Genomic DNA, 13,064 nt, shown 5'->3' with positions numbered 1-13,064 from the left:
CGGACTATCGGATGCGGGCCAGGAATTCGCTCGTGCGAGCATTGCGGGAAGCGCGGATCACGTCGGCTGGCGTGCCGGACTCGGCGACGCGGCCGCCATCGATGAAGTGGACGGTGTCGCCAACCTCCTCGGCAAACTGGATCTCATGTGTCACCACCATCATCGTCATCCCCTCCCGCACCAGATCGCGCATGACGGCCAGCACTTCGCCGACCAGTTCGGGATCAAGCGCGGAGGTCGGTTCGTCGAACAGGATGAGTGAGGGACGCGCGGCGATAGCGCGGGCAATGGCCACGCGCTGCTGCTGGCCGCCCGAAAGTTGGGCCGGATAGGCGCCGGCGCGGTCGAGCAGACCGACGCGGTCGAGCAGTTCGCGGCCGCGGTCCTCGGCCTCGCGGCGCCCCTGACCCAGCACCATGCGGAGGCCCGAGGTGACGTTGTCGAGCGCCGTCATGTTGGGGAAGAGGTTGAAGCGCTGGAACACCATGCCGATGCGTGCCCGCCGCGCGGCGGTGACGCGTGGGCGCGCCTCGTACCACGCATCGCCCCGCTTCTCGGCTCCAACCAGATAATCCTCCACCCACAACTCGCCGTCATTGTAGGTTTCGAGGCTGTTGACGCAGCGAAGCAGCGTGCTTTTGCCCGATCCCGAAGGGCCGATGATGAACGATGCCTCGCCGCGGCGAACCGTGAGATCGACACCCTTCAGCACCAGATGCGCGCCGAAGGCCTTGGTCAGGCCCTTCATGCGAACGATGTCGTCCTGATGGTTTTCCTGCACGAACGTCATCCGAGATTGGCCCGCGGCAACTCGCGACCGGCGGTGCTGAGGCCGCGTGCGAGATAGGTCTCCAGGCGGGACTGGCCAAACGAGGCGATGGAGACGAGAAACAGGTACCAGAGCGAGGCGACGATCAGCATCTCGATGACATAGAAGGTCTGCGAGGCGATGCTTTGCGTCGTGCCGAGGATTTCGCGTGTCCCGATGACATAGACCAGCGAGGTTGCCTTCAGGAGATCGATGGCGAGGTTGCCGGCTGCCGGAACGATGACCCGAACCGCCTGTGGCAGCACGATGCGCAGCAGTGCGCGGGTCGGCGTCATGCCGATCGAGAGCGCTGCTTCGGTCTGGCCATTGTCGACCGCGATCAGGCCGCCGCGTATGACTTCGCACATGAAGGCGCTGACATTCAGCAGCAATCCGAGCAGGGCCGCCGTCGTCGGGGTCACGAGGCTGTTGATGGGCAGCGAAAGGCTGCCGATCGTCACTTGCGGCAGGAACAGGCCGAGATTGAACCAGAACACGACCTGGACAAGGACCGGCGTGCCCCGAAAGAACCAGACATAGGCGGAGGCTATGGTTTCGAGCACCCGGTTGCGCGAGATGCGCATCGCCGCGAGGATCGTACCCAGCATCATGGAACCGAGCAGGGATACGAGGGTCAGCATCAGCGTCATCGCCACACCGTTGAGGACGGCGGGAGCGAAGAGATATTCGACGATGATGTTCCAGCGGATCCGGCCGCTGCCGATGACGATCTCTGCCATGCCGAGCACGACGATGAGCGCGAGCGCCGCCAGAGCGGCGTTCGCGAGGCGCGGGGCCAGCCTGCGGTGGATCCGCAGACCGGTATTGGCAGTTTTCATGGGACTCATCACGACCCCGCGGCGGCGTTCGATCAGAACAGCGGCGCGTTGAAGGTGAAGGCCTCGACGGCACCGTCGCCGACGCTCCACTTGTCCATGATCTTCTGGTAGCTGCCGTCTTCCTTCATCGCCTGCATGGCGCCGCCAACGGCCGCCATGAGATCGGTCTGCGATTTCGAGAAGGCGATGCCCTGGTTGGCCGGGGCGAACAGCGGAACGGGCGAGAGTTCCAGCTGGGTCTGGATGCCTTCCGTTGCGGTCTTCAGCGTATAGTTGCTGACGCCATAGGTATTCATCGTCGCATCCGCCTGGCCGCTGGCCACGGCGAGGTAGGGGCCGGTCTGGTCGGCGGTTTCCGACAGGATGACGGGGCTCTTGCAGGTCTTGTTCAACTTCTCGACGATGTCGGGGAACAGCGAGCCGGTGACGATGGCGACGCGCTTGCCGCAGAGATCTTCCATCACCTTGATGCCGTGAGGATTGCCCTTCGGCACGATGACGCCGGAGCCTTCCTGCGAATAGGCAATGAAGTTCACGACGTCTTCGCGCTTCTTCGTGTCGGCCATGGCGCTCAGATAGAAGTCATAACGTCCGGATTCGACGCCCGGAATGCCGGCCGTGAACTGGATGACGTCCCATTTGACGTTGAGGCCGAGGCGCTTGGCGGCTTCGTTGATGAGATCCGCGTCGACGCCCTTCACCTCGCCACTCGCCGCATCGACGAAGACCCAGGGTGCATTGCCGTCGGTGGTCGCGACGTTGAGCGTGCCGCGGCTCTTCACCGCTTCCGGCAGGTGCTTCACCATATCCGGCGTCGCCGGCATGTTGGGTGTGATCGTGACGGTCTGCGCGAGCGCAGCTCCGGTCGACAGCAGGGCAACGGTCGCAGCACCGAGAATGCGGACGAGGCCGCCTCGCATGGCGAGAACATTCATTGAAAGGCTCCTTTTGAGCTCATTGGGAAGGCCGCAAAAGGGTAACTTGTTTTCTCTTTAATGTGCAATAGAGTTTCTCTTAGGATATTTGCATTCGCCGCCACGCCGCTGCGGAGCGTGGCGAGGCGGGGCGCGCCTTAGCCGATGTCCTCCGAGACGAAATAGATGAGTCTGCCCGATTTCACGGCGGCGAGGACAGGCCGTCGAGGAACGCGTGACGGCCACCGGCTTCCTGTCAAACGGGGCATCTTGCCGCTCAATCGCGATATGCGATTCTGGCGCGAGATGGGCTATGACGGCTTTCTCTGGCGCGATGTTCCGGGAGGAGTGTTGGGTCGAGCCGGCGGAGACCGTCGTTCGCAGTACCGGAACGCGCTCGACAGGCGGCTCGCGGACTGACGACAGCCGCCCGAACCGGACAGCAACAAGGGTGGAAACCAAACCTATGAAAATCGGATTCTATACATCGACCCTCGGCGATCGCCCGATCGACGAAGTGATTGATTTTGCGGTGGATGAGGGTTTCGAAGCGATCGAGATCGATGTTCGCAGCCATATCCCGTCACCGGCCGATCTCGGCCCGATCGTCGAGAAGGCCCGCGCCAAGGGGCTCACCGTCTCCTCGGTAACGCTGTTCGGCAACCAGATGGAACCGGACGCCGGGGCGCGTGCCGAACTCCGGTCAACGACCAGGGCCTATCTCCGCGCCGCGGCGGATGCCAATGTGCCGATCTTCGTCTTCTTCGCCGGCCGCGACCCGAATGTCTCGGAAGACGATAACTATGCCGGGTTCGCGGCCTGGACGAGGGAACTGCTCGCGGAGACGAAGGATTCGCCGATCCGGCTGGTGCTCGAGAATTGGCCGGGCCCGGACAAGAAGTTCATCGCCGTCAATCCGGTCGGCTGGCGCAAATTGTTCGCGCTCGTGCCGGACCCGCGGCTCGGCCTCGAATTCGATCCGTCGCATCTGATCTGGCAGGATATCGACCCGATGGCCGCGCGCAAGGAATTCGCCGGCCGCATCGCCATCCTGCATGCCAAGGACACGGTCCTCAACCGCGAGATCATTGAGGAGGCTGGCAATCCCTGGTTCCGCTATGTCCTGCCCGGCCGGGGCCTGCTGGACTGGAAGGCGTTCCTGGCTGAGGCCCGCGCCGACGGCTTCGACGACGTGCTTTCCATCGAGCACGAGGACAACGACTTCGGCTGGCCGAAGAAGGATCTCGACGCCCGCCGCGAAGGCCACCGCGTCGCCTTGACGAACCTCCACAAGGCGCTCGACTGAGGGCATCGCCTGCCCGGTCGTGACGACGGGCCTGATGTTCGCTGGCGGAGTCCAGTGAAGATCAGGCCACCCACACAACGAAATCCGCCCATGGCTGGCGTTATTCTTTCGGTCGAACCGTCAGGCCGAAGAAGTTCTGGACTGCGATGCCGCGCCGAAGCATCTTTCATCGAAGAAGCACTGCCGGTTGAGTGATGGTGATTCCGAGGGAGCGTGGGCGGGAGCTTCGATCGAAGCAGGCCAATCAAGACGGATGATCATCGGGAGGAATCGCGCCAATGGCGCGACCGTTGGTCATCCGGCAAACAAGAAACCATGAATGGGAGGAAACAGCATGGTGAAGCACATCCGACAGCTCTTGGCGACGACGATCGCCGTGGGCGCATTGGCGACGGTCGCGCATGCGGCCGGTCCTGAAATCGTCGCGGGCCCGAGTGCCGACCCCATGTGCTTCAAGCCGTGGGCGGCGGAGACCAAATTCTTCAAGTTCCCGAAGAAGGAAGGGCCATACCGGATCGCGCTCGCCAACGGGTTCATCGGCAATACCTGGCGCATCCAGATGATCCAGACCGCCAAGGCTTATGCCGAGCAGCCGGACGTCAAGGCAAAGCTCAAGGAATTCAAGGTCGTATCAACCGGTGACGACGTCGCCGCGCAGATTGCCGCCGTCGACAACTTCATCAACTCCGGCTACGACGCGATCATCGTCAACGCCCAGAACCCGACCTCCTTCAAGCCGGTGATCAAGCGCGCCAAGGCTGCCGGCGTCGTGCTCGTCGCATTCGACAACACGCTCGACACCGACGAGGCGATCAACGTCAACGTCAACCAGAAGGGGCTCGGCGAGCTCTGGGGCCAGTGGCTGGTCGATCATCTGCCCGATGGCGGCAAGGTGCTCGAGGTGCGCGGCGTGACCGGAACCTCGGTCGATCGCGACCGGCATGAGGGTATCCAGGAGGTTCTCGGCAAGTCGGGCAAGAAGTTCGAGACGGTCGAGGTCATCGGCCGCTGGGACGATGGCACGGCCCAGAAGGTGACGGCCGACGCGGTTGCGGTGCACAAGAAGTTCGATGGCGTCACCGTGCAGGGCGGCTCGACCGGCACCGTGCGCGCGCTGATGGATGCAGGCCATCCGTTCGTCCCCGTTGGCGGCGAGACGGAGAACGGCTTTCGCAAGCTGTGCGCGGAGCATTCGGCCGATGGCCTGAAATGCACGTCGGCCGGCAGCGGCCCGGCCCAGGTCGCCGTCGCGATCAAGACGGCCATTGCGGCGCTTGAAGGCGATGTCGTGCCGCAGTCGATCGCGCTGCCGCTCGCCATCGATCACGATCCCGACTTCAAGGATGGCGTGAACTTCTACTCGAAGGAATCCGACAACTTCTTCGTCGGCAACGCCTTCCCTGACTGCGGCATCAACTTCACCGCGCAGGAGATCATGGGGCAGAGCAAAGAGAACCAGTAGATCCTGCTGGCCTCGACCGGCGGGCCGCTTCGGCCCGCCGGTTCTCTTGTCCTCCAGCGCAGCGGATTGCTCCCTTGCATGACCGGAAGCCCTATCTCGAGCTGAAGCAGATCTCGAAGCGCTATGGCGGCGTTGCTGCGCTGACGGACGTCGATTTCTCGGTCTATCCCGGCGAGATCCAGGCCGTTCTTGGCGAGAATGGCGCCGGCAAGTCCACGCTGATCAAGATCGCTTCCGGCGTCACTGATCCGACCGAGGGCGAGGTCCTGATCGAGGGCAAGCCCGTCCGCTTCAAGTCGCCGACCGAGGCGATGCGTGCCGGCGTCGTCTGCGTGTTCCAGGAACTGTCGCTGCTGCCGGAAATGACGGTCGCCGACAATCTGTCGATCGTCGACCCGCCGAAATGGTTCGGCATGATCGATGCCAAGGGGCAGCGCGAGCGCGCCCGGTCGCTGTTGAAGCGTGTCGGCTGCGAGGATGTTCATCCGCTCGAACTGGTGCGCGACCTGCCGCTGTCGCGTCGTCAGATGGTCGAGATAGCCAAGGCGCTCGGCCGCAATCCGCGCATTCTCATCCTCGATGAGGCGACTTCGGCCCTCACGGCCGATGATGTCGAACGCGTCTACGGCATCATCCGGGAGCTGAAGGCGTCCGGCGTCGGCATTCTCTATGTGTCGCATCGCATGCGCGAGATCGAGGCGCTGGCCGATACGGCGACCGTCTTCCGCAATGGCCGCAAGATCGAGACCTTCCCGAAGGGGGCGCGCTCCGTCGATGCCATCATCGAGATGATGATCGGCCGCGAGGTCACGCACCAATATCCGGAAAAGCCACAGCCGGCGGCCGACAGGTCGGTCGCGCTGGCCGCCGCCCATCTCGCCTGGGGCCGTGAGATCCAGGACATCTCGTTCACCCTGAGGAAGGGCGAGATCGTCGGCCTTGGCGGCCTCGATGGCCAGGGTCAGCGCGAGTTGCTGCTGGCGCTGTTCGGCGTGCTCAAGGGCGTTTCGGGAACCGTCGCCGTCGATGGCAAACCGTTGATGCTCGATGGCCCGCGCAAGGCCATGCAGGCGCCGCTGCCGATGGCGCTGATCCCCGAGGATCGCAAGACCGAAGGCCTGATGCTGCCGATGAGCGTCAGGGACAACATGACCCTCGCCGCGCTGCCACGTCTCGCCGGGCGCTTCGGTGTCGATGCCGACAAGGAAAATGCCGCCGTGCAGTTGATGGTCGATCGGCTGCGGGTGAAGACGCCGGACTTGCTGGCGCCTGTCTCGGCCTTGTCGGGTGGCAACCAGCAGAAGGTCGTGCTGGCGAAATGGCTGATGACGGAGCCCGGCATCATCCTGCTGAATGATCCGACGCGCGGCATCGATGTCGGGACCAAGCAGGAAATCTATCGCCTGATGCGCGAGCTGGCCAATCAGGGGGCGGCGATCCTGTTCTATTCGACCGATTATGCAGAATTGATCGGCTGCTGCGACCGCGTGCTCGTCATCTATGACGGCCGCATCCGCCGCGAGCTGGCCGGAGACGAGCTCAACGAGCGCAATCTGCTGCAAAGCGCCCTCAATATCGACGCGACGGAGCAGGCCGCATGACATCAAGTGGCGTTAGGCGCGGTGCCCTCGGCAACTGGCGCTTCTGGCTCGCTCACAATTCCGGCGTCCTCACTGCCGCAGTGCTCTTCCTGGCGATGTTCACGCTCTACATCTCCAACCATAGCGCCGGACTGACGCCGGCCGTCGCCACCACGGCCGCCAACAAGGCGGTGCTGTTGGCGCTGGTCGCCATGGCGCAGACCCTTCCGGTCCTGACCCGCGGCCTCGATCTTTCGGTCGGCATGGTTTTCGTGATGGCCAACTGCATCGCCTCGGTCATCGTCGTCGGCACAGTGGGGGAGGGCATGCTGGGCATTCTCGCCGTGCTGGCGATCGGCGCGCTGGCCGGTTTCATCAACGGCGCCATCGTCGTCTGGGGCCGCCTGCAGCCGATCATCACGACGCTCGCGACCGGCGCGGTCTATTACGGCATCTCGCTGTTCGTTCGACCGGGGCCGGGCGGCGACGTCCAGTCCGACATCGCCGATCTGCTGACAGGACAGGTCTTCGACGTCATTCCGGCCGCCCTGGTCGTGCTTCTCGTCGTGGTTCTGGTGGTGTGGATCCCCTATCGCCGCTCCGTCCTCGGCCGCGCCGCCTATGCCGTCGGATCGAACGAGCAGGCGGCCTACATGTCCGGCGTCCCGGTTCAGAGGGCCAAGCTGCTGGCCTATACGCTGGCCGGTCTGCTCGCGTCGATCGCCGGGTTGATGCTCACATTCAACACCTATTCGGGCGAGGCATCGGCGCCGATCGCCGGCAGCTATACGCTGAACTCGATTGCGGCCGTCGTCATCGGCGGCACCTCGCTGTTTGGCGGCTGGGGCTCGGCCATCGGCTCGATCTTCGGCGCCTTCGTCCTGCGGACGATCGAGGACCTCCTGTTCGTCTTCGATCTGCCGCCGCTCTGGCAACCGCTGTTCCAGGGCGTCGTGCTGCTGATCGCGGTCAGCCTCGGCGCCTACCGCATTTTGCGTGTCCGTAATCGTCTGGAGCTCTTCTCGTGACCGGCGTCGATATCGGATCCGCGCGCGCCCCGACGCTCGCCGAGCGGCTCGGCATCGATCGCTCGGTCGCGATCGCGTTTGGCTGCATCCTGCTCATCCTGGCAGGTGGGGCCATGTATTCCCGCGAGTTTCTGTCGCCGGAGTATCTGTTGCAGCAATTGCAGGTTGGTGCGTTCCTCGGCATCATCGCTTCGGGCGCGATGATGGTGATCCTGCTCGGCCATATCGACCTTTCCATTCCCTGGGTGGTGACGCTCGGCGCGATGATGGCAACCGCGATGGTCGGCTGGGGGGGCGCTGCCGGCGTCTGGCTGTGCATTCCGTTCGGCGTCTTCTGCGGCGCGGTGATCGGGGTGCTGAACGGTCTCGGCGTAGCCTATCTGCGGCTGCCGTCGATGATCTTCACGCTCGGCATGAACGCGGTCGTCCAGGGCCTGATGGTGCTGCATACGGGCGGTTTCGCGCCGCTCGACCAGGCGACGGAGGCGATGCATTTCATCGCCGTGCAGCGCAGCCTGTTCGGCATTCCCAACGCGCTGTTCGTCTGGGCGCTGGTCGGCTGTTTCGTCATCTATGTGCTGAAGAGGACGGCCTTCGGCCGGGCCGTCTATGCCGTCGGCAACCGGGAATCCGCGGCCTATCTCTCCGGCGTCAACACCAACCGCGTTCTGATCGGCTGCTTCGCCTTTTCCGGCGCCATGGCAGCTTTTGCCGGCGTGCTGCTGGCCGGCTATTCCAACAAGGCCTATCAGAACATGGGCGACGCCTATCTGCTGCCGGCCATCGCGGCCGTGGTGCTGGGCGGCACCAACATTCTCGGCGGGCGCGGCAATTATCTCGGCACCATCGCCGGTGTCATCCTGATCACGCTGCTCCAATCCATCCTGTCGGTGATGCAGATGCCCGAAGCCGGGCGGCAGGTGATCTATGGCTGCGTCATCATCGGGATGCTGCTGATCTACGGGCGAAGCGCCAAGGCGCGGAGTTGAGGCCCCGGCGCTGAGACGCCGGCTTCGCGAGATGCGCCACCCGATATTGAACCGGGCCGGGCCGCAACTGTGGAGTTCTGCGCAGCCGGGGTGCAACCGGCGTGCGGATCTTCTCGCCAAGCATTGACGACCCGGCGCGGCACAGCCATGAACGCTACGCCATACCGGGGGGAGAGCCGATCATGGACGCAAGCGTGGCAACGACGGCGAATGAGCAGCGCATCTACGCGAAGGTGGCGCGGCGGCTCATTCCGTTCATGATGCTGCTCTATCTGGTCAGTTTCCTCGACCGGGTGAATGTCGGCTTCGCCGCCCTCACCATGAATACCGATCTCGGCCTTTCGCCCGAGATTTATGGCTGGGGCGCCGGCATCTTCTTCATCGGCTATTTCCTGTTCGAGGTGCCGTCCAATCTGGTGCTCGAGAAGGTCGGCGCGCGGCTGTGGATCTGCCGCATCATGATCACCTGGGGCCTGATCTCCGCCGCCACGGCCCTCGCGACCGGCCCGACCTCGTTCTTCATCCTTCGCTTTCTGCTCGGCGCTGCCGAAGCCGGCTTCCTGCCCGGCATGATCCTCTATCTCGGCTACTGGTTTCCGCTCGCGATGCGGGCGCGCTACATCGCCCTGTTCATGGCGGCCGTGCCCATCGCCAGCGCGGTCGGCTCGCCGCTCTCGGCCCTGGTGATGGAAACGCACGGGTTTTTCGGGCTCGCCGGCTGGCAGTGGCTGTTCATCATCGAGGGGCTGCCCGCCACGCTGCTCGGCCTTGCGGTGCTGGTCCTGCTCCCCAACGGCCCCGCCGATGCGCGCTGGCTGGACGAAGACGAGCGCCGGGTCATTGCGGCGAAGCTCTCGGCGGACCATGCTGCCAGCGGTTCGGCGACCCGCCATGGCCTATGGCCGGCGCTGCGCGATCCGCGCGTCCTGATGCTGGGCCTCATCTATTTCGGGCTCGTCGTCGGGCTCTATGGCATCGGCTTGTGGCTGCCGCAGATCATCCAGGCGCTCGGCTATGACACGCGCCAGATCGGCTTCATCCTCATTCTGCCCTATGCCGTCAGCGCGCTCGCCATGCTGCTCTGGGGCCGGCATAGCGACCGAACCGGCGAGCGGGTGGTGCATGTGGCGGCGGCGGCCTTCCTTGGCGCCGTTGGTCTTCTCGCCAGTGTCCATGTCTCCTCGCATGTCCTTGCCATCGTCGCCGTGACCTTCGCCTCCGTCAGCATTTATGCGGCTCTCGGCCCGTTCTGGGCCGTGCCTCCGCTGTTTCTGCGCGGTACCGCGGCTGCAGCCGGCATCGCGCTGATCAATTCGATCGGCAATCTCGGCGGCTTCGTCGGCCCCTATGCGGTCGGCTTCATCAAGGAGAGCACCGGCCGGTTTACGGCAGGCTTCGAACTTCTGGCCGCCGTCGTCTGTGCGGCGGGGCTCCTGGCGCTGGTGCTGCGCACCATGCTGCGGCGGCGCGGAACGCTGTCTGTTTCCCGCTCATGAAGAGTCTCTGACCTCGGCTGCGCGTGCCCGGCGCGCGCATTGCGAGCGTTCAGGAGCGGCCTGGTCAGCTGGCCCCGATGAGACCCGTTCCCGTTCGGATGAACGGCGCGACGACATCCTCGCCGTAGAGTTCGGTGAAATGAGCGATCATCCACCGCATGATGTTGGCACGTGCTGGCAGGGAGATCAGGTGACGCGCCGAAGTCATGTAGATGTATGAGAGCGCGTTGCTCGCGCCGCTGGGGCCGGACGCGAGGAGAACATCGGAGATTGCCTTCGGCAGCTTTTGGCCGGGCGGTGTGAACAGGACGGCGCTGACCACGATGAGTTCGGGTGTGTTGTGGGGACTGTCGAATGAAAAGGCCGCCATCGAGGCTTTCAACCGCTCCCGCTCGCCTGCCGCCATTAGCGCAATGCATTTGAGAACACGCAGATAGAGGTCGAACTCGGAGTTGGGTTCGGCCATTTCGATGCCACGATCGTAGAATGCGAGCGCCGCGTCGAAGTCACCCCGCGCCTGCCGCAATTGCCCAAGCAACGGCAGGGCAGCAGGCGACTCCACCATCCGGAAGAACGCCCGCTCGGCAAGGTCCTCGGCGAGTGCGAGGTGACCGCGATCGACGAAATAGAGCAGCTTGGCAGCCGCCAGCATCAGCAACGGATTGGCTTCGATCAGGGGCAGGCAATCCAGCACGGTCGCCTCGATCTCGCTCTCGATCTCGTCGCGTTCATCGCGGCCGATGCCGGCGAAGGGACTTGCGAGGACGAGGCGCGCGAAGAGATGAAGGCACCATTGCAGGGCGATGTCCGCGCTGGCCGGATTCTGCGCACGCGCCTCGCTGAGCTGCCGGCCCTTCTCCAGCCATTTCGGATTGGACGCCGACAGAAGCGTCGATGCCTTGCGCTGACGGATCTCGAGTGGCTGGTCGATAGGCGTTCCGAGCCCCTCCGAAGCCTCGCCCAGTTGACGCTCAATCGCCTCGGCGATGGCGATCGAGGCCCGCTCAACCTCCGACACAAGCGAAGCCGGGGCTGCATCGCCCAAATCCAGCCGGAAAGCCCGCACGATCCGCCGTGATGGCCCCTCCTGCAGGGTGGCCGTGCAATCCAGCCTGGCTCCGTTGTCCTGGAAGCTCACCTTCACGACGTAGCGCAGACCCTGCACGTCCGCGCTCTCGTCAGGCCCGAGGACGATCACGGTCTCGCCCGCGCCAAGCCGGCCCGCGATCAGCTCGCGCATCTGCCGGGTGACGGCATCCGCGCGCTCGGCAAGGTGCTTGTCCTGCGAGGGAATGACTGGAAGGATCGCCAGCAGATCGCCGACTGAGGCTGGATTCGCGCCGGGCGTCGCGGCCGACGCTTTCGTTGCGATCCAGACATAGCCTTCGCCATATTGCGTGGCGATGAAGCGCGGAGACCGCGCGCTGTCTCCGAGCTTGGTCCGCAGGCGGTTGACGAGGAAGTCGACATTGCGATCGGACGCATCTGTCTGCGTCAGGGCGATCGCGTCGAGAAGCTGATTGCGCTGCATCAGGCGGTGCGGGTTCCGCGTCAGCGCAAGAAGCAGCGCACGCTCGCTGCGCGTGAAGCGGATCTGCTCTCCCTTGCGATGGGCAAACAGGCACGTGTCGTCGAGGACGACATCGCCGAACACCAGACCGCCCGTGGGCGGTATCTCACGTCTCATCCGAACCCGCCCTCAGACTGCCGGTCGACGCGGCAGCTCCATCCCGATCACAGAGCGCCAGAATGTCCCATGCTCGGCGCCGGGTCGAGGGAATAGCGCGCCGCGTCGCCTCCGAAGGCGCCGACTTTCAAATATCAGGCAAACAATCGCCAGCTATAGGACCTCCTTAACCAAGAGTGACCGCAGGGCCCCCGTGTCCGGGCGGTCCAGTCCTGCATCCGTGCATCCAGCCTGATAGTAAGTGGGGATTATTATGGCGCAGTCGTACAACCGTCCGATCGAGGATTGTGCCGGCTCCGGGGCGCGGAATGGGTCCAGCAGAAATTTGCAGCAGACAGGCTGGCTAATAAGTCGTCGCCGGAGCCTGTTGGCCGGTCTTGCCGCGATGGGCATGCTCCTCGCCTCGCCGGCGCTCGCCGACAACTGGAATGTCTCGGATTCGAACGGGCTCTATCGTGCCGTGGCTAATGCCAGGAATGGCGACACGATTACGTTCACGTCCAACATCACGCTGACGTCGAACCTCACTTATCTGTCGAAGAACGTCACCATCAACGGTGGCAACTACACGCTCTCGGGCGCCGGCCAGTATCGCGGCCTCTCCGTCGAACCAAACCCGAACATCCAGCCGGGGCCGATTTCCGTCGCCATCAACAATCTGACGATCGCCGACACCAAGGCCGTCGGCGGCAAGGGCGGCGACTCCTATGCGGGAAATTCCAATGGCGGGCTCGGCGGTGGTGGCGGCGGTGGCGGCGCAGCCCTCGGCGGCGGGCTCTATGTCGGTCCGGGCGCCAATGTGACGGTGTCGAACGTCTCCTTCTCCAGCAACAATTCCACCGGTGGCGAGGGAGGCAGCATCTATAGTGCACTTGGCTCCTATGGCGGCGGCGGCGGAGGGGGCTCGACCGGGGACGGCAGCAATGGCCGGGCCCTGGGCTATGGCGGTCCCGGC

At 64.3% G+C, this 13,064-nt stretch carries 11 protein-coding genes; 7 read left to right on the top strand and 4 right to left on the bottom strand.

The features are described from left to right. Nucleotides 1-4: 4 nt before the first annotated feature. Genes LB518_RS20235 through LB518_RS20225 form a run of 3 tightly spaced genes read right to left on the bottom strand, consistent with a single transcriptional unit; the run spans nucleotide 5 to nucleotide 2,582 of the window. Nucleotides 5-790, bottom strand: coding sequence for an amino acid ABC transporter ATP-binding protein (locus tag LB518_RS20235; RefSeq protein ID WP_502845857.1), 786 nt, complete (start codon nucleotides 788-790; stop codon nucleotides 5-7). Then, nucleotides 787-1,647 (bottom strand): amino acid ABC transporter permease, encoded by an 861-nt coding sequence (locus LB518_RS20230; RefSeq protein WP_224579627.1) that lies wholly within the window; start codon nucleotides 1,645-1,647, stop codon nucleotides 787-789. The genes LB518_RS20235 and LB518_RS20230 overlap by 4 nt, the downstream gene beginning before the upstream one ends. Nucleotides 1,648-1,679: 32 nt before the next feature. Continuing rightward, on the bottom strand, nucleotides 1,680-2,582 hold the full coding sequence (locus tag LB518_RS20225) for an ABC transporter substrate-binding protein (protein WP_224579626.1): 903 nt from the start codon (nucleotides 2,580-2,582) through the stop codon (nucleotides 1,680-1,682). Nucleotides 2,583-3,027: 445 nt separating this feature from the next. Here LB518_RS20225 and LB518_RS20220 point away from each other — a divergent pair, with 445 nt between their 5' ends. The 6 genes from LB518_RS20220 to LB518_RS20195 all read left to right on the top strand — a co-directional run bounded on the left by LB518_RS20220 (nucleotide 3,028) and on the right by LB518_RS20195 (nucleotide 10,422). Further along, a complete protein-coding gene (locus LB518_RS20220) occupies nucleotides 3,028-3,867 on the top strand; it encodes a sugar phosphate isomerase/epimerase family protein (protein ID WP_224579625.1) in 840 nt (279 codons plus the stop codon). Between the two features lie 334 nt (nucleotides 3,868-4,201). Continuing rightward, nucleotides 4,202-5,329 carry a sugar ABC transporter substrate-binding protein gene (locus tag LB518_RS20215; protein ID WP_224579624.1) on the top strand — a complete coding sequence of 376 codons (1,128 nt, stop codon included), beginning with the start codon at nucleotides 4,202-4,204 and terminating at the stop codon, nucleotides 5,327-5,329. 74 nt (nucleotides 5,330-5,403) lie between these two features. Then, a complete protein-coding gene (locus tag LB518_RS20210) occupies nucleotides 5,404-6,930 on the top strand; it encodes a sugar ABC transporter ATP-binding protein (protein ID WP_224579623.1) in 1,527 nt (508 codons plus the stop codon). Continuing rightward, the gene (locus tag LB518_RS20205; protein WP_224579622.1) at nucleotides 6,927-7,937 is read left to right on the top strand and encodes an ABC transporter permease; all 1,011 of its coding nucleotides are present in this window, start codon (nucleotides 6,927-6,929) and stop codon (nucleotides 7,935-7,937) included. Before LB518_RS20210 ends, LB518_RS20205 begins: the two co-directional genes overlap by 4 nt. Then, the gene (locus tag LB518_RS20200) at nucleotides 7,934-8,926 is read left to right on the top strand and encodes an ABC transporter permease (protein WP_224579621.1); all 993 of its coding nucleotides are present in this window, start codon (nucleotides 7,934-7,936) and stop codon (nucleotides 8,924-8,926) included. Before LB518_RS20205 ends, LB518_RS20200 begins: the two co-directional genes overlap by 4 nt. Before the next feature lie 182 nt (nucleotides 8,927-9,108). Further along, nucleotides 9,109-10,422 carry an MFS transporter gene (locus tag LB518_RS20195; RefSeq protein ID WP_224579620.1) on the top strand — a complete coding sequence of 438 codons (1,314 nt, stop codon included), beginning with the start codon at nucleotides 9,109-9,111 and terminating at the stop codon, nucleotides 10,420-10,422. 64 nt (nucleotides 10,423-10,486) lie between these two features. Here the strand turns inward: LB518_RS20195 and LB518_RS20190 are convergent, their stop codons facing one another. Continuing rightward, nucleotides 10,487-12,109, bottom strand: a complete 1,623-nt coding sequence (locus LB518_RS20190; protein WP_224579619.1) for a winged helix-turn-helix domain-containing protein — start codon at nucleotides 12,107-12,109, stop codon at nucleotides 10,487-10,489. Nucleotides 12,110-12,476: 367 nt separating this feature from the next. On the opposite strand from LB518_RS20190, the gene LB518_RS24725 reads away from it, so the two are divergent. Then, nucleotides 12,477-13,064 (top strand): pectate lyase-like adhesive domain-containing protein (locus tag LB518_RS24725; protein WP_353619972.1); only part of this gene is annotated, 588 nt, incomplete at its 3' end.

It is taken from the genome of Mesorhizobium sp. BR1-1-16 (genome assembly GCF_020165495.1).
Taxonomy (GTDB): Bacteria; Pseudomonadota; Alphaproteobacteria; order Rhizobiales; family Kaistiaceae; genus Kaistia.
The sequence above is the reverse complement of the archived record's forward strand: the minus strand, read 5'-3'. Positions and strand labels throughout refer to the sequence as shown.

Excerpts from the sequence above, each read along its gene's own strand:
- LB518_RS20235 (WP_502845857.1), bottom strand. The coding sequence starts at position 790 with ATGACGTTCGTGCAGGAAAACCATCAGGACGACATCGTTCGCATGAAG.
- LB518_RS20230 (WP_224579627.1), bottom strand. The coding sequence starts at position 1,647 with ATGAAAACTGCCAATACCGGTCTGCGGATCCACCGCAGGCTGGCCCCG.
- LB518_RS20225 (WP_224579626.1), bottom strand. The coding sequence starts at position 2,582 with ATGAATGTTCTCGCCATGCGAGGCGGCCTCGTCCGCATTCTCGGTGCT.
- LB518_RS20220 (WP_224579625.1), top strand. The coding sequence starts at position 3,028 with ATGAAAATCGGATTCTATACATCGACCCTCGGCGATCGCCCGATCGAC.
- LB518_RS20215 (WP_224579624.1), top strand. The coding sequence starts at position 4,202 with ATGGTGAAGCACATCCGACAGCTCTTGGCGACGACGATCGCCGTGGGC.
- LB518_RS20205 (WP_224579622.1), top strand. The coding sequence starts at position 6,927 with ATGACATCAAGTGGCGTTAGGCGCGGTGCCCTCGGCAACTGGCGCTTC.
- LB518_RS20195 (WP_224579620.1), top strand. The coding sequence starts at position 9,109 with ATGGACGCAAGCGTGGCAACGACGGCGAATGAGCAGCGCATCTACGCG.
- LB518_RS20190 (WP_224579619.1), bottom strand. The coding sequence starts at position 12,109 with ATGAGACGTGAGATACCGCCCACGGGCGGTCTGGTGTTCGGCGATGTC.